17 protein-coding genes are annotated in these 17,949 nt (G+C 71.7%); 10 read left to right on the top strand and 7 right to left on the bottom strand.

What is annotated here, in order from left to right; all coding sequences use genetic code 11:
- The first annotated feature begins 151 nt into the window (after positions 1–151).
- Both FV226_RS03250 and FV226_RS03245 read left to right on the top strand, forming a co-directional pair.
- A complete protein-coding gene (locus FV226_RS03250; protein ID WP_147761789.1) occupies positions 152–862 on the top strand; it encodes a sigma-70 family RNA polymerase sigma factor in 711 nt (236 codons plus the stop codon).
- 118 nt (positions 863–980) lie between these two features.
- Positions 981–1,538 (top strand): metallophosphoesterase, encoded by a 558-nt coding sequence (locus FV226_RS03245; RefSeq protein ID WP_147761788.1) that lies wholly within the window; start codon positions 981–983, stop codon positions 1,536–1,538.
- Positions 1,539–1,559: 21 nt separating this feature from the next.
- On the opposite strand, the gene FV226_RS03240 is transcribed toward FV226_RS03245, so the two are convergent.
- Positions 1,560–1,988, bottom strand: a complete 429-nt coding sequence (locus tag FV226_RS03240; protein WP_147761787.1) for a GFA family protein — start codon at positions 1,986–1,988, stop codon at positions 1,560–1,562.
- 70 nt (positions 1,989–2,058) lie between these two features.
- Positions 2,059–3,204 carry an MFS transporter gene (locus tag FV226_RS03235; protein WP_281406017.1) on the bottom strand — a complete coding sequence of 382 codons (1,146 nt, stop codon included), beginning with the start codon at positions 3,202–3,204 and terminating at the stop codon, positions 2,059–2,061.
- A gap of 21 nt (positions 3,205–3,225) precedes the next feature.
- On the opposite strand from FV226_RS03235, the gene gcvA reads away from it, so the two are divergent.
- The 4 genes from gcvA to FV226_RS03215 all read left to right on the top strand — a co-directional run bounded on the left by gcvA (position 3,226) and on the right by FV226_RS03215 (position 7,526).
- On the top strand, positions 3,226–4,116 hold the full coding sequence (gcvA, locus tag FV226_RS03230; RefSeq protein ID WP_147761786.1) for a transcriptional regulator GcvA: 891 nt from the start codon (positions 3,226–3,228) through the stop codon (positions 4,114–4,116).
- Positions 4,117–4,145: 29 nt separating this feature from the next.
- On the top strand, positions 4,146–4,583 hold the full coding sequence (locus FV226_RS03225; RefSeq protein ID WP_147761785.1) for a hypothetical protein: 438 nt from the start codon (positions 4,146–4,148) through the stop codon (positions 4,581–4,583).
- 372 nt (positions 4,584–4,955) lie between these two features.
- On the top strand, positions 4,956–6,401 hold the full coding sequence (locus FV226_RS03220) for a PAS domain-containing methyl-accepting chemotaxis protein (RefSeq protein WP_246691473.1): 1,446 nt from the start codon (positions 4,956–4,958) through the stop codon (positions 6,399–6,401).
- A gap of 90 nt (positions 6,402–6,491) precedes the next feature.
- A complete protein-coding gene (locus FV226_RS03215; protein WP_147761784.1) occupies positions 6,492–7,526 on the top strand; it encodes an HD domain-containing phosphohydrolase in 1,035 nt (344 codons plus the stop codon).
- A gap of 30 nt (positions 7,527–7,556) precedes the next feature.
- On the opposite strand, the gene FV226_RS03210 is transcribed toward FV226_RS03215, so the two are convergent.
- Entirely contained in the window at positions 7,557–7,763 is a 207-nt protein-coding gene (locus FV226_RS03210; RefSeq protein ID WP_147761783.1) for a hypothetical protein, read from the bottom strand.
- Between the two features lie 391 nt (positions 7,764–8,154).
- Between FV226_RS03210 and FV226_RS03205 the strand changes: the two genes are divergently transcribed.
- Entirely contained in the window at positions 8,155–8,547 is a 393-nt protein-coding gene (locus FV226_RS03205) for a hypothetical protein (RefSeq protein ID WP_147761782.1), read from the top strand.
- 31 nt (positions 8,548–8,578) lie between these two features.
- Here the strand turns inward: FV226_RS03205 and FV226_RS03200 are convergent, their stop codons facing one another.
- The 3 genes from FV226_RS03200 to FV226_RS03190 all read right to left on the bottom strand — a co-directional run bounded on the left by FV226_RS03200 (position 8,579) and on the right by FV226_RS03190 (position 12,418).
- Positions 8,579–8,938, bottom strand: coding sequence for an STAS/SEC14 domain-containing protein (locus FV226_RS03200; protein WP_147754169.1), 360 nt, complete (start codon positions 8,936–8,938; stop codon positions 8,579–8,581).
- Positions 8,939–9,018: 80 nt separating this feature from the next.
- Positions 9,019–11,190 (bottom strand): primosomal protein N', encoded by a 2,172-nt coding sequence (locus FV226_RS03195; protein WP_147761781.1) that lies wholly within the window; start codon positions 11,188–11,190, stop codon positions 9,019–9,021.
- A gap of 64 nt (positions 11,191–11,254) precedes the next feature.
- On the bottom strand, positions 11,255–12,418 hold the full coding sequence (locus tag FV226_RS03190; protein ID WP_147761780.1) for an MFS transporter: 1,164 nt from the start codon (positions 12,416–12,418) through the stop codon (positions 11,255–11,257).
- Positions 12,419–12,592: 174 nt separating this feature from the next.
- Between FV226_RS03190 and FV226_RS03185 the strand changes: the two genes are divergently transcribed.
- Entirely contained in the window at positions 12,593–12,991 is a 399-nt protein-coding gene (locus FV226_RS03185) for a DUF3775 domain-containing protein (RefSeq protein ID WP_147753183.1), read from the top strand.
- A 197-nt stretch (positions 12,992–13,188) separates the two neighbouring features.
- On the opposite strand, the gene rlmN is transcribed toward FV226_RS03185, so the two are convergent.
- On the bottom strand, positions 13,189–14,508 hold the full coding sequence (gene rlmN / locus FV226_RS03180) for a 23S rRNA (adenine(2503)-C(2))-methyltransferase RlmN (RefSeq protein WP_147761779.1): 1,320 nt from the start codon (positions 14,506–14,508) through the stop codon (positions 13,189–13,191).
- A 255-nt stretch (positions 14,509–14,763) separates the two neighbouring features.
- Between rlmN and FV226_RS03175 the strand changes: the two genes are divergently transcribed.
- Positions 14,764–15,855, top strand: coding sequence for an alkene reductase (locus tag FV226_RS03175; RefSeq protein ID WP_147761778.1), 1,092 nt, complete (start codon positions 14,764–14,766; stop codon positions 15,853–15,855).
- 232 nt (positions 15,856–16,087) lie between these two features.
- Positions 16,088–17,944, top strand: a complete 1,857-nt coding sequence (locus FV226_RS03170; RefSeq protein ID WP_246691472.1) for a PAS domain S-box protein — start codon at positions 16,088–16,090, stop codon at positions 17,942–17,944.
- Positions 17,945–17,949: the final 5 nt, after the last annotated feature.

Genomic DNA, 17,949 nt, shown 5'->3' with positions numbered 1-17,949 from the left:
CCAGAGCAAAGGGGTTCGTTGCTAAAGCAACGTTCCGTCGGAGTCGGTTACGGTTAAGGGCCGTTCATCACCGGCTCAGAATTTAATATGCAATTACCTTAGACCAGCTCAAAAGAGCTTGACCGTGAGAACCTTGGGACGCTCCATCGGCATGACGCAAGCCATCTCCAACGGCCGGGACGAAACCTTCGACGCCGAGCTGGGCGCGGTCGACGTCGCGGCCGTCGTCCGCAACCATCTCGGCGGCGAGCTCCGCGCGTACTTCGCCTTGCCGGCGGGCGACGCCCTGCCGGAGCCGCTGCGCGCCCTGGTGCGCCGCTTCGAGGACGTGCTCGCGAGCCGCGGCGAGACGCCGACCACGGCGTTCCGCGACGACCTGATGGCCGTTCTCCCGGCGCTGCGCACCTTCGCGTTCTCGCTCGTCGGCGACATGAGCCGGACCGACGACCTGGTCCAGGAAACCTTGATGAAGGCCTGGATGAACCAGCACCGGTTCCAGGCGGGCTCGAACCTGGTGGCGTGGCTGTTCACGATCATGCGCAACCAGTTCTACACCGAGATCCGCAAGCGCAAGCGCGAGGTGGAGGATGCCGACGGCGTCCAGGCCGGCAAGCTGACCGCGGTGCCGGACCAGGAGGACGTCGTCACCCTCAAACGCCTCTACGCGGTCATGGAGACGCTTCCGGCGACGCAGCGCGAGGCGCTCCTCCTCGTCGGCGCCGAGGGCTTCACCTACGAGGAGGCCGCGGTGCGGCTGCAATGCCAGGTCGGCACGGTGAAGAGCCGGGTCAGCCGCGCCCGCGGGCAGCTCGCCGGCCTCCTCGGGCTCGAGAAGGAGCCGCCGCCGCGTCACGCGCCCTGAGGCGCGGCGCGGGAGCGCGGTCCGATGCCGCGTCGGCTGGCGCTGCCGGCGACGGGCGCCATCTCGGGTCTCTGCCGGGCGCACGGGCCCGGGCGGCCGAGGACCGGTCCGAAACCCCATGGCGACCTACTTCACGGCCGACACGCATTTCGGCGATGCCGACCTCGTCCGGCGCCGGCGCGGCGCCTTCGGCTCGGTCGAGGATCACGACGAGGCGCTGGTCGCCCGCTGGAACGCCCGCGTCGGCGTCGAGGACGAGGTCTGGCACCTCGGCGACTTCGCCGCCGGGGCCAGCCGAGACTATTGCGCGGCGATCTTCCGCCGGCTGAACGGCGTGAAGCGGCTGGTGCGCGGCAACCACGACACCAACCGCGTGCTCGACCTGCCCTGGGCGCAGCCGCCGGTGGACAGCGCCCGCATCAGCGTGGTCGACGCCGGCGGCACGTCGCGGAGGCTGTTCCTGTCGCACTATCCGCATCGCTCCTGGCCGGGCTTCTGGCGCGAGACCCGCCACCTCTACGGCCACACTCATGCCTGCCTGCCCGACACCAGCCGCTCCTGCGACGTGGGCGTGGACGCGCAAGACTATCGCCCGGTCGACCTCGCCGAGGTGCTCGCCCGGCAGGACGAAGCCGAGCAGGCGCCCGAGGAGATGGCGATCCGCGGCCTGCGCTGACTTGGCGCTGAGCCGGCGGCGTCAGTCCTCGGCCGGGACGAAGCGCAGCGTGCCCGCGCGCCGGGTCGCCGTGCCGGTGTCGCCGGTGTGGTTGATCCCGTCCATCACAGGCACCTCCGGGAAATCGAACGGGCTGACCCCGTCGAGGCAGGCGACGTTGACCGCGTACAGGTTTTGGTCGGACCGGCGCTGGTGATGGGTGTAGATCCCGCAGCGCGCGCAGAAGAAGTGTTGCGCCGTCCCGGTGTGGAAGCGGTAGCTCGTCAGCGCCGCCGCGCCCTGCAGGATCTCGACCCCGCCCGCCTCCGCCATCGCGACGACGGCGCCGCGCATCCGGCAGTAGGAGCAGGTGCAACGGCGGATCGACCGGAAGCCGGCGCCCAGCGTCGCCGCGAAGCGCACCGCGCCGCAATGGCAGCCGCCGGTCCGGATGGTCGTGTCGTTCGCCATCTCGTCTCCTTCTGCAGGCTTGGTCTGCGCATGCCGGATCACCCGCGCCGGGTCCGGCGCCGAACGGGGCTCATCCGGGGGCGCCCTTCCGTGGCGCGAGCCGGGGCGCGAGGGCGAGCATCAGCGGGACGACCGCCAACGCCGTGACAGCGGCAGCCATGGCCGCCCGGCCCGGGCCGAGCGCGTCGCCGAGCGGCCCGTAGAGCAGCGGCGTCGCCAGCGCGCTGCCACCGAGGGTGCAGGTGTAGAAGATCGCGAAGGCGCGCTCGACCCGGCCGCCCGGCGCCAGCTCCGGCACCGTGCCGTAGAGGACGGAGGAGGTGCCGTTGAGCAGCAGGCCGAGCAGCGGCAGCACCGCGATGGCGGGCGCCAGCGGCAGGGCGACGACGGCGAGGATCGCCGCCGCCGTCCCCACCTCGGTGAGGATCACGCTGCGCGTCACCCCGAAGCGGGCCCCGAGGCGTCCGAACGCCGCCTTGCCCAGTGCTCCGCCGACGGCGACGAGTGCGAACCCGACGCCCACCGTCGCGAGCGCCGCCCCCTTCGCCTGGAGCAGGAACGGCAGGTAAACGAGGAAGGCCGGGCGCGCCGCGTCGTCGAGCATACCGATCGCCACGAGCAGCCCGAACCCGGACTTTTTCTGCGCGCTGCGAGACGAAGCCACCCGCGCGGTCGCCTGTGCCGCCCCCCGCGCCGCCTCGCGGGCGGCGGGCTCGCGCGGCAGCAGGACGGCGACCCCGAGGCCGACCACGGCGCCGAGGCCTGCGACGAGCCAGAGCACCGGTCGCCAGCCGGCATAGGCGAGGAGGAACCCGACGAGCGGCGGCAGCGCCGCCTTCCCGAGGTCTCCGGCGATGTTGTAGGTGCCGAGCGGCCCGCGGGCGGCCTCGCCGTAGGCCCGGGCGATCACCGCCGAGGCGAGCGGATGCTGCGTGCTGCTGCCGGCGCCCGACAGCGCCAGCGCGAGGCACAGGACGACGAGGCCGCCCGAGGCGCCGGCGAGCGCGTAGCCCGCCGCGCCGACGAACGTGCCCAGAACCAGCACCGTACGCAGGCCGAGCCGGCGGGCGGGGCGGCGAGGCTTGAGTCGGCGAGGCTTGAGTCGGCGAGGCTTGGAGGAGCAAGGCTTTCGGCGGGCGAGGTTCGGCTGTCGGCGTTCATGGCCGGCACGATGCCGTCCTCGCGGTCCCCCGACAAACGCCTTATGCTGACGCACGTGTGAGGAAAGCTGACACGCATGCGTCGCCGGTTGCCGCCGCTGAATGCGTTGAAGGCCTTCGAAGCTGCCGGCCGGCACCAGAGCTTCACCCTTGCCGCGGCCGAGCTCCGCGTGACCCACGGTGCGGTGAGCCGGCACGTGCAGGCGCTCGAGGCTTGGCTCGGGGCTTGGCTCGGGGCGCCGCTGTTCGAGCGCCACAACCGCCGCGTGGTGCTCACCGAGGTCGGGCGCGCCTACCTCGCCGAGATCGGTGCCGCCCTCGACCGCGTGGCCCTCGCCAGCGCTCGGCAGATCGAGCGCGGACGAACGCGGGTGTTGCACGTGAACGCGCTCGCGACCTTCACCCTGCGCTGGCTGATCCCGCGCCTCTCGGCCTTCCAGCGGGCCAACCCTGCGATCGAGGTGCGGCTGACAACCTCGAACGTGCCGCTCGCCCACCTCGCCGAACCGTTCGACGTCGCGATCCGCGGCGGCCCGGACGCGTATCCGGATCACGCCGCGGTCGCCTTCCTGCCCGAGCGGCGCATCCCGGTCTGCAGCCCGGCGCTGCTGCGACGCCTGCCGCTTCGGGTGCCGGCGGACCTGGCGCGGCATACGCTGCTGCATGCGGCGACGCTGCCCGAGGTCTGGCCGCACTGGCTGCAGGCCGCGGGCGTGCCGAACCTGCGCCCGCAGCGCTCAGTGACGCTGGAACATTTCTACTTGACGCTGCAGGCCGCCCTCGACGGCCTCGGCGTGGCGATGGGCCCGGAGCGGCTGGTCGCCGACGACGTGGCCGCGGGGCGGCTGACGCTGCCGTTTTCCGGCCCGGCCCTGCCGGCGCGACGCTACCACGCCTACGTGCCGGAGGCCCGGGCCGAAGACCCGGCGGTGCGCGCCTTCTGCGACTGGCTCCCCACCGCCGCCTGAGCGGTTGCCAGCGGCACGCCGTGTCGGGCATGGCGGGCGGCGACGAGACGGCTTTCAGAGCGTTTTCAAGCGCGGTGGATGCCGGCTCGCGTGAAGAAAACGCGACCACACAGCAGGTCGGTGCATTTTTCCGTGATCCGGGGATCACGGAAAATGCTCTCGGGCCAAGCGACGGGATGACGATGGCGATCAATCAGGAAGCGGTCGAGCGGCTCGCGGAGGCCTCCGCCCTGCGGGTGCTGGTCCAGACGGTCGCCGTGCTGGTGTTCGAGCAGAGCGGCCTGCCGCCAGACCGGGTGCGCGCGCTCGGGAAAAGCCTCAGCGCCGAGATGTCGGACATCGAGATTCCCGGCGCCGGAGCCCCCGACCTCGACGCCATCCGCCAGGCCAACGCGCGGGCGGTGGTGGCGGCCTTCGAGAGCGTCGCCGAAGCGATGCGGGACGGCGACGCGACGCCCGGCGCCTGACGGCTTCGGGAGACGCGCCTGCACGGTCGTCGGCATCACGCAGAATTGTCTAGCGTCCGCGCGGGAGCCTGCCGCCCCGCGTCGTCGCGCGATCACGGGTCCTGTCCCCGCACGCGCCTCTGCGGCGGCGCCCCGCGCAATCGACATCGTGATCATGCCGGGGACTATAAGAATTGTGCGCAAGCGATGCCAGAGTGTCGCGGACCCAAGGGTTCGTAAGAAAATAAACCAGATTTAACGTCTCTCGACGTATCGTCCTCCCAAGCCGAGTCAGCCCGCCGCCACCCCTCTTCAAGGGTCCCGCGCGTCGTGGCGTCGATGTTCCATCGAGGGAGCGACATGCTGAGTCTTCTGAATCGCCGAACTTCGGTCATGTCGGATCTGCTGCACAAGTCGCAGGCCGTGATCGAATTCGACGGCAGCGGCAAGATCATCACCGCCAACGCCAACTTCCTCGCGACGATGGGCTACGCCCTCGACGAGATCCAAGGTCGGCACCACAGCCTGTTCCTCGAGCCGTCCGAGCGGACGAGCGAGGCGTATCGTCTGTTCTGGGAGGGCCTGTCGAAGGGCAAGGCGGATTCCGCCGCCTTCCGGCGCATCGCCAAGGGCGGCCGCGAAGTCTGGCTCCAGGCCTCGTACAATCCCGTGCTCGACCGGGCCGGCAAGACCGTCAAAGTCGTGAAGTTCGCCACCGACATCACCGCCTACAAGCTCGCGGCGCTGGAGATGGAAGGCCAGATCGCTGCGCTGCACCGCTCGCAGGCCGTGATCGCCTTCGAACCCGACGGCACGATCCTCACCGCCAACCCCAACTTCCTCGACGCGGTCGGCTACCGGCTCGACGAGGTGCAGGGCCGGCACCATCGCATGTTCGTCACCGAGGCCGAACGCGTAAGCCCGGCCTACCAGGCGTTCTGGGCGGCGCTCGCGCGCGGCGAATTCCAATCGGCCGAGTACCTCCGGATCGGCAAGGGCGGCCGCGAGGTCTGGATCCAGGCGACCTACAATCCCGTCACCGATGCGGAGGGCCGCACGACCAAGATCGTCAAGTTCGCCACCGACATCACCGAACAGGTGCACGAGCGCCAGCGCCGCGCCGAGGCGCAGCGGGCGATCGGCACCGACCTCGACGCGATCGGGACGGCGACGGAGGACGTCACGCGCCAGACGACCGACGCCGCCGCCACGGTGGGGCGCGTCTCCGGCGACATCCAGGCCGTCGCCTCCGGTGCGGAGGAGCTCTCGGCCTCGGTCGGCGAGATCAGCCAGCAGGTCAGCCACGCGGCCCGGATCGCCGGACAGGCCGTCGAGGAGACCGAGCGCACGGGCCTGATCGTCGCCGGCCTGAGCAGCCAGGCGGCACAGATCGGCGATGTCGTCGCGCTCATCCAGGGCATCGCGGCGCAGACCAACCTGCTCGCGCTGAACGCCACCATCGAGGCCGCGCGTGCGGGCGCGGCGGGCAAGGGCTTCGCCGTCGTCGCGGCCGAGGTGAAGGCGCTGGCCGAGCAGACCGGCAAGGCGACGGACCAGATCCGCACGCAGATCGCCGCGACGCAGAACGCGACCCGCGACGCCGTCGACGCGATCGCCTCGATCAAGACCACGATCCAGACGCTCAGCGACGTGTCGAGCGCGATCGCGGCCGCGGTGGAGGAGCAATCCGCGGTCACGCAGGAGATCTCGGGTAGCATGCAGACCGCGTCCTACGGCGTCACGGCGATCGCCTCAGGCATGGACCTGATCGCCCAGGCGAGCGAGCGGGTGGACGACGCGACCCGTCAGGTCCGCTCGGCCGCCCGCGCCTTCGGCTGAGGCCCGGCGGCTGCGGCGTGAGCCGCGTTCGCGACCTGCGCCCGCCTTTCGAGACCCGAACGACCACGATCTCCCCGGTGGACCGCCGTCATGGCCGAATTGCTCCTGATCAGCGACGACACGCATCGAACGGCGCGGCTGGCACGGGACCTCCCGAACGTCGAGCGCTCGACGGTCTTCGACCTCTACGACGACGCCTCCTGCCCGACGGCCGCGGAACTCATCGTCAGCGACGTCAAGGCGCTGACCTCGGAGGCGCTGTCGCGCCTGCGCACGCTGCTCGAGCGCGTCCGCGGCCAGTACGTGCCCTACGTCTGCCTGTTCCACGACAACGGTGCGCGGACCCGCGCCTACGCCGAGCTGCTCGGCGCCTCCAGCCTGCTGAGCGCCGCCTCCGGCCCGGCCGCCCTCGGCAGCGCCCTGGCGGAGCTGCGGAACCGGATCGATCCGATGTCCGACGCGATGCGGCGCCACGGCGAACGGGCCGAGCGGTTCCTGTGCACCACCTTCGTCCCGAGACGGCCGCTCTCGCCGGTCGAGATCGCGGCGGGAACGACGCTCATCGAGACCGCCCTGCAGGAGGGCGGCATCCGCTCCTGGGTGCGGGCGGTGCGACGCTTCGACGACGCCACGCACCGGCATTGCCTGCTGGTCGCCGGGCTCGCGGCCGCGTTCGGCGGCGTCCTGATGCTCGGCGCTGCCGACCGCCATCACCTCGTGAAGGCGGCCCTGTTGCACGATGTCGGCAAGATCGCGATCGACGCCGCCATCCTGAACAAGCCGGGCAAGCTCGATGCCGTGGAGATGGCCGAGATGCGCACCCACCCCGCGCACGGGCACGCCATGCTGGTCGGCCGCGGGTTCGACGAGAGCCTGCTCGCCGTCGCGCACTCGCACCACGAGATGCTCGACGGCTCGGGCTATCCGGACAAGCTGGTCGGGAGCCAGATCTCGGACTTGGTTCGCCTCGTCACGATCTGCGACATCTTCGGGGCGCTCACCGAGCACCGCCCCTACCGTGCGCGGATGGAGAGCATGCCGGCTTACGACATCCTCGTCGGAATGGCCGGGCGGCTCGACGGCGACCTCGTCCGCGCGTTCAAGCCCGTCGCCGACGCGTTCTGAGGCGCACGCGGACGGTCGGCCGCGCGGGCGTTACGAACGCGGGCGGACGTGGAGGAAGCTGCGCTCGCCGGTCGCGGCCTCCGTCACGTGCTGGATCGCATCGAGAAGGTCCGCCATGCGCTTGGGCGCCTGCGCGGACATCAGCCGCGCCGCGTCCACCCGGCGGGCGTCGGTCCGCCCGGTGGCGATCTGCGCCTGGCTCAGGGCATCGAAGTCGCGGCTCGGGCGTCGCTTCATGGCGGTGTCTCTCCTCGGGACAGCGTGGACGCGGCATGGTTGATGAAGCGTTAACGCGCCGCATCGGGCTGGATGCCGGGAGGCGCCCGCCGACGCCTGCAGGCCGCGTCGCCCGCCCGTGAAACCCGTAAAACTTTCGTTTTTGCGGTCATCATGCTATAAGACGTGATCAATGCGGCGGGCGCGCAAGGAACAGGTGCCCTGCCCCCAATCATCGCCGACGCGATCGACGGCCGAACGCGTATCTGTCGGATCCGCGTGGCGTCATCGTCTTGCCGCCACCGCCGTTCATCAATGTGGCACTGCGTCAGACGCCTCGTCGCGGTTTCGTCTTCCGATCTCGCTGCCATCGTGCCCGGTGGTCGCCTTCCGATCTACAGAAAGGTCCCGAATGCTGAAGCTCACCCCGATCGTTCTCGTCGGCCTCCTCTCTGGCGCGACCGTGTCGCCGGTAGCCGCCGGAGAACCGGGTGCCTTCAACGGGACCTGGGCCGTCGATCTCGTGACCGAGAGCGGCCTGTGCGACGCGCGCTACACCACCGCCATCGCGATCCGCGACGGGCAGGTGCGCACGGCGTCCGCGAAGGAGTCCGGCGCGCGGGTCACCGGCCAAGTCGGACCGGACGGCACGGTGGGGCTCAACGTCTCGAACGGGGCCGCGAGCGGCGCGGCCTCGGGCCGGCTTCAGGCGGCCGGCGGGGCCGGGACCTGGAAGGTGTCGGCGTTGTGCTCCGGCCACTGGACGGCGCGGCGCAACACGACGCACACCGCCCAGGCCGAGTAGAACGGTCCCGCCCGCGGCGGGACCGTCTGCGTCACGCGGCGGCGAGCCAGGTGCGGGCCTCGTCGAGGCGGGCGCGCTCGAACACCTTGATCTGGGCCGGGGAGACGAAGCCGAAGGTCTCGGCGACGACCTTGAGCCATTGCGCGTCGGTGACGAGCGCCACGTGGCTGACGCCCTTCATCATCGACAGGCCGAAGCGCGGGTCCTTGAAGAAGGCGGCCGGCTCCATGCCCTCGAAGGCGCGGATGTCCTCCAGCAGCTTGAGCTTGCCGCCCTTGTCGAGGTCGGCCTTCATCGCGGTCATGACCGCGTTCATCTCGTCGTCGGTGATCTTCCCGTCGACCACGATCTCGGCGACGCTGGACTCGGGCTTCTTGGTGTAGCTCAGCACGATGCGCGCTCCTGACAGGCCTGCCGCCGACCGAGTATCTCGCGGCACCGCACACTCCTACAGAACGCGTCCCGGATCGCCTACAAAAAGCTCTGCGGGTCGACGTCGACGGCAACGCGGACGTTGCCGCGCACCTTCGGCCCGCGCCCCAGCCAGTCGCGCAGGTAGCTCTGCAGGTCGACGTTGCGCTCGGTCTTGACCAGAAGGCGGAACCGGTAGCGCCCGCGCACCAGCGCCAGAGGCGCCTCGGCCGGCCCGAGCACCATCACCCCGTCCGGCGGCTCGGCGGCGCGCGCCAGCGCCTGCCCGTGGGCCTCGGCCGTCGCCCGGTCGTTGGCCGAGACGATCAACGCCGCCAGCCGCCCGAACGGCGGCAGGCCGGCCGCCTCGCGGGCGGCGATCTCCTCCTCGTAGAAGCGCTCGGAATCACCCGACAGGAGCGCCGCGATCACCGGATGCTCGGGCTGGTAGGTTTGCACCATGGCGCGGCCCGGCCGCTCGCCGCGGCCCGCCCGGCCGGTGACCTGCTGCAGCAGCTGGAAGGTGCGCTCGGCCGCCCGCGGATCGCCCGAGGTCAGCCCGATGTCGGCGTCGAGCACGCCGACGAGGGTCAGGTGCGGGAAGTTGTGGCCCTTGGCCACGAGCTGCGTGCCGACGACGATGTCGCATTCGCCGGCCGCGACCAGTTCCAATTCCTGCCGCAGCCGCTCGGCGCCGCCGGGAAAGTCGCTCGACAGCACGATGATGCGCTTATCCGGAAACAGCTCGGCCGCCTCCTCCGCGATGCGCTCGACGCCGGGGCCGCAGGGGGTGAGGTTGTCGAAGGTGCCGCATTCCGTGCACGCCTCGGGCCGGCGCTCGCTGTAGCCGCACTGGTGGCAGACGAGCGCCTTGCGGAAGCGGTGCTCCACCAGCCAGGTCGAGCAGTTCTTGCACTGATAGCGGTGGCCGCAGGCGCGGCACAGCGTCAGCGGCGCATAACCCCGGCGGTTGAGGAACAGCAGCGCCTGCTCGCCGGCAGCGAGGTTGGCCTTCACCGCGTTGACCAGCGGCGGCGAGAGGAAGCGCCCGCGCTCCGGCTTGTCGAGGCGCATGTCGATCGCCTGGATGTCGGGCAGGCGCCGCCCGCCGAAGCGCTCGGGCAGCCGCACGCGGCGGTAGCGCCCGCGTTCGACGTTCACCCGCGTCTCGATCGAGGGCGTCGCCGAGGCCAGCACCACCGGGCAGCCCTCGAGCTTGCCCCGCACCACCGCCATGTCGCGTGCGTGGTAGTGGACGCCGTCCTCCTGCTTGTAGGCGCTCTCGTGTTCCTCATCGACCACGATCAGGCCGAGCTTCCGGAACGGCAGGAACAGGGCCGAGCGGGCGCCGACCACCACCCGCACCTCGCCGTTAGCGACCCCTGCGCGCAGCCGCTCGCGCCGCCGTCCGCCGATGCCCGAGTGCCAGGCCGCCGGGCGGACGCCGAAGCGGGCGGCGAACCGGTCGAGGAACTGCGCGGTCAGCGCGATCTCGGGCATCAGGATCAGGGCCTGCCCGCCTGAGCGGACGCACTCGGCGACTGCCTCGAAGTAGACCTCGGTCTTGCCCGAGCCGGTGACGCCTTCCAGCAGGACCGCGCCGCCAGCCGCCTCCGCCGCGGCGGGCGCCCCGACCAGTTCCGCGACCGCCGCGGCCTGCGCCTCCGACAGCGGCACCCGCGGAAACTCCGGATCGGGGGGGAGGGCGATGGGCTCGGGCGCGAGCGCCACCGCCTCCAGTGCGCCGTCGTCGACGAGCCCGTCGACCACCGAAAGCGAGACCTCGGCCGCTTTCGCCAGCGCGCCCTTGCCCCGGACCTCGCCGTCGGCGGCGACCGCCAGCACCTTGTCCCGCGCCTTGGTCGGGCGGGCCGGCGCCTTGCCGGTGGTGCGGACCCCGACGCGCACGACCTCCGCCGCCGCGGCCTCGTCGGGCAGGCGCAGCACCATGGCCAGCGCAGAGCCCTTCGGCGCGAGGGTGTAACGCGCGATCCAGTCCACCAGCTTGCGCACCGGCTCGGAGAGCGGCGCCACGCCGAGCGGCCCGGTGACCGGGCGCAGGTTCGAGCCGCCGGCCGTCTCAGCCACGCCCCAGACCACGCCGACCGTCTCACGCGGGCCCAGTGGCACCTGCACCACGTCGCCGACGGAAAGCGTCAGGTGCGCCGGCACCGCGTAGCTGTAGGCGGTGTCGATCGCGAGGGGGATCAGGATCTCGGCGACGTGCGGCATGGGCGTGGGGCGTCGGTTTCGGAGAATGGCTGCATGTTCCGGTTTTGTACCATAAAACGTACCATCACGCAGAGGTCGTGCGCGCGGGCTCGGCGCGCAAGCGCAGGGCGAGCGGCACGGCCGCGAGGCTGAGCCCAGCCATCGCCCAGAAGGCCCGGCCGTGGAAGGCCGAAAACAGCGGGCCGGAGGCCAGCGTCGCCGCCGCGCCCGCAAGCCCGAGCCCGACGGTGCCGTAGAGCGTCAACGCCGTGGCGCGGGCCGTCGGCGGCACCGCCCGCTCGATCAGGCCGAGGCAGGCGAGGTGCAGCAGCGCGAAGCTCAGGCCGTGCAGGGACTGGATCGCGACGAGCCAGGGCAGCGCGACGGTCTCGGCCTGCACCGCCCAGCGCACGGCGCCGGCGACCGCCGCGACGGCGAGGCCGGCGGCCGGCCCGATCCGCGCCAGCAGCGGCGGCCCGGCGATCAGGAACACGAACACCTCCGCCGCCACGGCTTCCGCCCAAAGCAGGCCGGCGGCGCCTGCCCCGATCCCGGCGCCGCGCCACAGGATCATCGCGAAGGCGTCGTGCATCGCGTGCGCGCCGACCACCAGGGCCGCGACCAGCACCGTGCGGCGGAAGGCGGCGAGGCGCAGCAGGCCGGCAAAGCCGATCTCAGCCTCCGAGGCTTGCGCGCGCGCGCCGCCCGACGCCCGCCCGGCGAGCGCCGTCGCGCCGGCCCCCACGAACAACACCGCTCCGGCGACGAGGCCGGCCGCGAGCCCGAACCCCTGCACCAGCCAGCCGGCGGCGCCGACCCCGGCGATGAAGGCGGCCGAGCCCGCCCCGCGCACCCAGCCGTAGGGAAACGCCGCCCCGCCCCGCGCGGCGGCGAGCGCCAGCACGTCGGCCAGCGGCGCCAGCGGGGCGGTGGCCGCCGCGTAGGCGATGCCGACCGCCAGCAGCGGCCAGAACCCGCTTGCCGCGAGATGCGCGAGGGCCGCGAGTCCGGTGAGGCCGCAGGCGGCGGCGAGGATCGGACGAGTCGCCGCGTGCCGGTCGGCGGAGCGCCCGGCCATCGGTCCCGCCACCAGCCGCACCAGAGTCGCGGCCGCGAGCAGGACCGCGATCCGCTCCGGCGAGAGGCCCCCTGCGGCGAGCACGTTGGGCAAGATCGGCGAGATGCAGCCGTAGGCGCCGTAGAGGGCGACGTAGAGCGCGAGGCAGCCGACGAGCCCGTCCCGCTTCATCCGTGTCCCCCGGCGCGCCCCCGTTCGGGCGGCAGCGTAGCATCGCGCAGGGCCGGCTGGCGCCGCAAACCCTGCGGCTCGGCGCATGATGGGGCCGGACGCGGCGAACCGGCACCGCTCTCGCCAGTTGTCGCTGCTTCAGGGCCTCGACGGGCCCGCCAACCGGAGCTCGACATGGACATCGCCCCCGATACGGTCACCGAGATCATCCTGCGCCTGCGCGCGGTCGAGGTGAAGGAGGGCGCGACCGATCCAGATTCCGGCTCCAACGCCATCGACGACGGCGCCACCGACGTGCTCACCTCCGGCACCGACGACGCCACCGAATCCGAGCTGCGCGGCATGATCGCCGGCCTCAACGACGACGAGCGCGCCGACCTGCTGGCGCTGCTCTATGTCGGCCGCGGCGACATGGAGCCCGAGGAGTGGGCTGAGGCGGTCCGCTTCGCCCGCGAGCGCGAAGGCGCCGGCGACGGCGCGGTGAAGACGCTTCTCGGCACGCCTGACGCCGGCGACCTCCTGGAGGAGGGCATGGACGCGCTCGGCATCACGCCGGACTTGCCGCAGGGCTGAGGCGGGCGGAGATCTCCCTTCCCCCCTCTGCGGGGGAGGGTGGCCCACGAAGTGGGTCGGGAGAAGGGTGCACGTTATCCGGATAGGGTGCATCCCTCTCCCGCCCCTCGCTGACGCGAGGCCCACCCTCCCCCGCAGAGTGGGGAGGGAAGAGGCGGCCACCTTCCACCGGACGACCCACCGATTGGCGGCCGGCCCTATTCCTCGCCGTCGTGCAGGGCGTAGAAGCCCTGCGCCGAAACCGCGCCTTCGGAGTCTCCGCCCGCGTCGAGCAGCATCCGCTCGCGGGCGCGCAGCTTCTCGGTCTCGCTCTTGAGCTGGCCGCAGGCGGCGAGGATGTCGCGGCCGCGTGGGGTGCGGACCGGCGAGGCGTAGCCGGCGTCGAACACGATCTCCGAGAAGCGCTCGATCCGCTCCCAGTCCGAGCACTCGTACTTGCTGCCGGGCCAGGGGTTGAACGGGATCAGGTTGATCTTGGCAGGGATCCCCTTGAGCAGCCGCACCAGCTCGCGCGCGTCGCCGTCGGTGTCGTTGACGCCCTTCAGCATCACGTATTCGAAGGTGATGCGCCGGGCGTTGGTGAGGCCCGGATACTCGCGGCAGGCGCGCATCAGCTCGGCGATCGGGTATTTGCGGTTCAGGGGCACCAGCTCGTCGCGAAGCTCGTCGCGCACGGCGTGCAGCGAGATCGCCAGCATCGCGTGCGCCTCCTCGCCGAGCCGCCGGATCTGCGGCACGACGCCGGAGGTCGAGACCGTGATGCGACGGCGCGAGAGCGCAAGCCCCTCCGGGTCCGACATCGTCGCCACCGCGTCGACGACGTTCTCCAGGTTGTAGAGCGGTTCGCCCATCCCCATGAACACGATGTTCGTGACGAGCCGTCCGACCTCGCCGCCGCCCGAGGCGTCGCGCGAGGGGATCAGGCCGGGCCAGTCGCCGAGCGCGTCGCGGGCGACGACGAGCTGGGCGGTGATCTCGGCGGCCGACAGGTTGCGCACGAGGCGCTGCGTGCCCGTGTGACAGAACGAGCAGGTCAGCGTGCAGCCGACCTGCGACGAGACGCAGAGCGTGCCGCGATCCGGCCCCGGAATGTAGACGCACTCGATCTCGGCGCCGCGGTTGTGGTCGTGCCGCCCCGTCGGCGCCATGCGCAGCAGCCACTTGCGGGTGCCGTCGCGCGAGACCTGCTGGCTGACGACCTCCGGCCGGTCGAGGGTGTAGGCCTCGGCGAGCTGCGCCCGCAGCGCTTTGCCGACGTTGGTCATCTGGTCGAAGTCCTGCGCGCCGCGGACGTTCAGCCAATTCCAGAGCTGGCCCGAGCGCATCCGGCTCTCGCGCTCGGTGACGCCGATCGCGAGCAGGCGCTCCTTCAGCGCGGCCCGCGGCAGGCCGACGAGCGAGCTGCGCTGACCCGGCACGGCCGTCGGCGTCGGCTCGGGCCGGAACTCGGGAGCCTTCTCGATGTCGGAGAAATCGCTGCCCGTGCGCCGGGCGGTGTCGAACGACGCCGTCGCCATGTTCTTGCTAAGACCTTGGAAAAGAGAGGCCAGATCATACCCGATCGGCCCCGCGAACGCGAATGCGTGCCCGGCATGCCCGGATCCTGTGATCAAGGCAGTGCGAAAGACGCCGCGGCGGACCGATGTGCGACCGCGCACGCGGGCTCCGCAGGCCATGCGCCCGGTGCCTTGCGGCGGGCGTCCTCCCCGCCACCTATGCGTCGCACGGGGTGCGACGCTCCGCACCCGCCACAGACAGAACACGGGAATGCCATGCCTTCACTGCTCGATCCGATCCGCGTCGGCGCCATCGACGCGAAGAACCGCATCTGGATGGCGCCGCTGACCCGCGGCCGGTCCACCCGCGAGCACGTTCCGACCCCGCTGATGGTCGAGTACTACGCCCAGCGCGCGACCGCCGGCGTGATCATCACCGAGGCGACCGGCATCAGCCAGGAAGGCCTCGGCTGGCCCTTCGCACCGGGGATCTGGAACGACGCGCAGGTCGAAGCCTGGAAGCCGGTGGTGAAGGCGGTGCACGATCGCGGCGGGCGCATCGTCTGCCAGATCTGGCACATGGGCCGGCTCGTCCACCCGGACTTCCTCGACGGCGCCCCGCCGATCTCGGCCTCCGCCACCACCGCGCCCGACGCCGCCCACACCTACCAGGGCAAGAAGCCCTACGCCGAGGCGCGCGCGCTGCCGGCCGAGGAGATCCCGCGGCTGCTCGAGGATTACCGGCGCGCCACCCGCAACGCGATGGCCGCCGGCTTCGACGGCGTGCAGATCCACGCGGCCAACGGCTACCTGATCGACGAATTCCTCCGCGACGGCACCAACCACCGCACCGACGCCTACGGCGGCTCGATCGAGAACCGCGTGCGCCTCCTGCGCGAGGTCACCGAGGCGGTCGCCGAGATCGCGGGCAAGGACCGCACCGGCGTGCGCCTGTCGCCCAACGGCGAGATCCAGGGCACCAACGATGCGAACCCCGAGCCGCTGTTCGTGGCCGCCGCCAAGGCGCTCTCAGACGTCGGCATCGCCTTCCTCGAGATGCGCGAACCCGGCCCCAACGGCACCTTCGGCAAGGCCGACCACCCGCCGATCGCTCCGGCGATGAAGCGGGTCTTCGCCGGCACGATGATCCTCAACGCCGACTACGACGGCCGCAGCGGACAGGCGGCGCTCGATGCCGGCGCAGCCGACGCGATCGCCTACGGCCGGACGTTCATCGCCAACCCGGACCTGCCGGCCCGCATCGCCGCCGACGCCCCGCTCCAGAAGGACGAGGCCGCGACCTGGTACAGCCAGGGCCCAGAGGGCTACGTCGACTATCCGACTCTCCACGCCGCGAAGGCCGCCTGAGGCTATCGTTCGCGGTTCGCATCGTATCATTTGTTACTTTGCGAACCGCAGCCCTATCGATCATCGATCAATTGCGGCGAAGGTCCTTCGAATTCGCCGGTTCGTCTGCCGGTGAATCTAGGCGTGGCCGTTCCGTGTCCCTATCTGTGACTGCGGAATCCGGGAGCGGCCGATTACGATTGCGAACCAGACGCGTGCGACGGAGCGGGAACGGTGGAACGAGGCCGAGCGCTTGGCGGAGCTTCGCGCGCTGCGGATCCTCGATACAGAGCCGGACCCGGCCTACGACGACCTCGCGCGCATCGCGGCCCTGGTCTGCGCCGTCCCCGTCGCACTGATCGGCTTCGTCGACGCCCACCGGCAATGGTTCAAGGCCGAGATCGGCTACGGCGAGCGCGAGACCGGGATCGACCGATCGGTCTGCGTCCACGCGCTCCATGCCGACGACGTGCAGGCCGACGGCCTCTTCGTCATCACAGACCTGACCGCCGATCCGCGCACCCGTGACAACCCCGCGATCCAGGCCGAGGACGGGTTCCGCTTCTACGCCGCCGCGGTGATCCGCAGCCGCTCGGGAGTCCCGATCGGGACGATGTGCGTGCTCGACCGCACCGTTCGTCCCGGCGGGCTGACGAAGGCGCAGGGCGAGACCCTGGGCGCGCTCGCCCGCCAGGTCTCGACCCTGGTCGAACATCGCCGGACCCTCGCCGACGTCGACGCCCGCGAGACCGAACTCGCCGCGAGCGAGCGCCGCTTCCGGGTGATGACCTCGGCCATGCCGCAGATGGTCTGGACGACGCTGCCCGACGGCTTCCACGACTTCTACAACGATCGCTGGTACGAGTTCACCGGCGTACCCTACGGCTCGACCGACGGCGCCGGCTGGACCGACATGTTCCACCCCGACGACCAGCCGGAGGCGTGGCGCCGCTGGCGCGACAGCCTCGCGACGGGCGAGCCCTACGAGGTCGAGTACCGCCTGCGCCACCACAGCGGTGCCTATCGCTGGACGCTCGGGCGCGCGATGCCGATCCGCGGCGCCGACGGGCGGATCGAGCGCTGGTTCGGGACCTGCACCGACATCCACGAGCTGAAGCAGGCCGTCGCCGACGCGCGCAAGCTCGCGGCCGTCGTCGAGACCTCGAAGGACTTCATCGGCCTGGCCGGCGAGGACGGCCGGATCGCGCACCTGAACGAGGCCGCGTTGCGGCTCGTCGGGCTGCTCGACCTCGCAGCGGCGCGGCGGACCGCGATTGCCGACTACTTCACGCCGGAAAGCCGCGAAGCCTTCGAAGGAACGGTGGTGCCGGCCCTCGCGCGCGACGGTTGGTGGGAGGGCGAGCTCGCCTTCCGGCACTTCGCCACCGGCGAGGCCATCGCCGTCCTGTTCACGGTGTTCGCCGTGCGGGATGCGGCCGGCCACCATGCCGGCTACGGCACGGTCACCCGCGACCTGCGCGAGCGCAAGCGCGCCGAGGAGGCGCGCGACCTGCTGATCAAGGAGCTGTCGCACCGGATCAAGAACATCTTCGCCGTAGTCGGCGGCATCGCCGCGCTCAGCGCCCGCAGCGATCCGGGCGCGCGGTCCTTCGCGAAGGTGTTCCGCGAGCGCCTCGGGGCGCTGGCCCAGGCCCACGAATACGTCCGCCCGCATTCCACCGAGAGCGCACGGCGCGACGGCGGCCAGACCGTCCTCGGGCTGATGCGTCTGATCCTGTCGGCCTATGCCGAGGAGGGGCGCTGCCGCGTCGCCGTCGACGGCGACGACGCTGTGGTCGGCGAGCGCACGGCGACGGCGCTCGCGCTGATCATGCACGAGCAGGCGACCAACGCGGTCAAGTACGGCGCGCTCTCCAACGAGGCCGGGACCGTGACGCTCACCGGGCTGCAGACCGCGTCGCGCTACTGCCTGACCTGGGCGGAGCAGGGCGGTCCGCCCATCGCCGCCGCGCCATCGCGAAAAGGGTTCGGCACGGAACTCGCCGAGCGCAGCGTCGCGGGTCAGCTCGACGGCAGCCTCGAGCACGATTGGGCCCCCGGCGGCCTGGTGTTGCGCCTCGACGTGCCCGCGGAGAATCTGCGGTTCTGACGCGC

Origin of the sequence: Methylobacterium sp. WL12 (assembly GCF_008039475.1) — a bacterium.
Lineage (GTDB): Bacteria > Pseudomonadota > Alphaproteobacteria > Rhizobiales > Beijerinckiaceae > Methylobacterium > Methylobacterium cerastii.
This window is presented reverse-complemented; position numbering and strand designations above follow the sequence as displayed.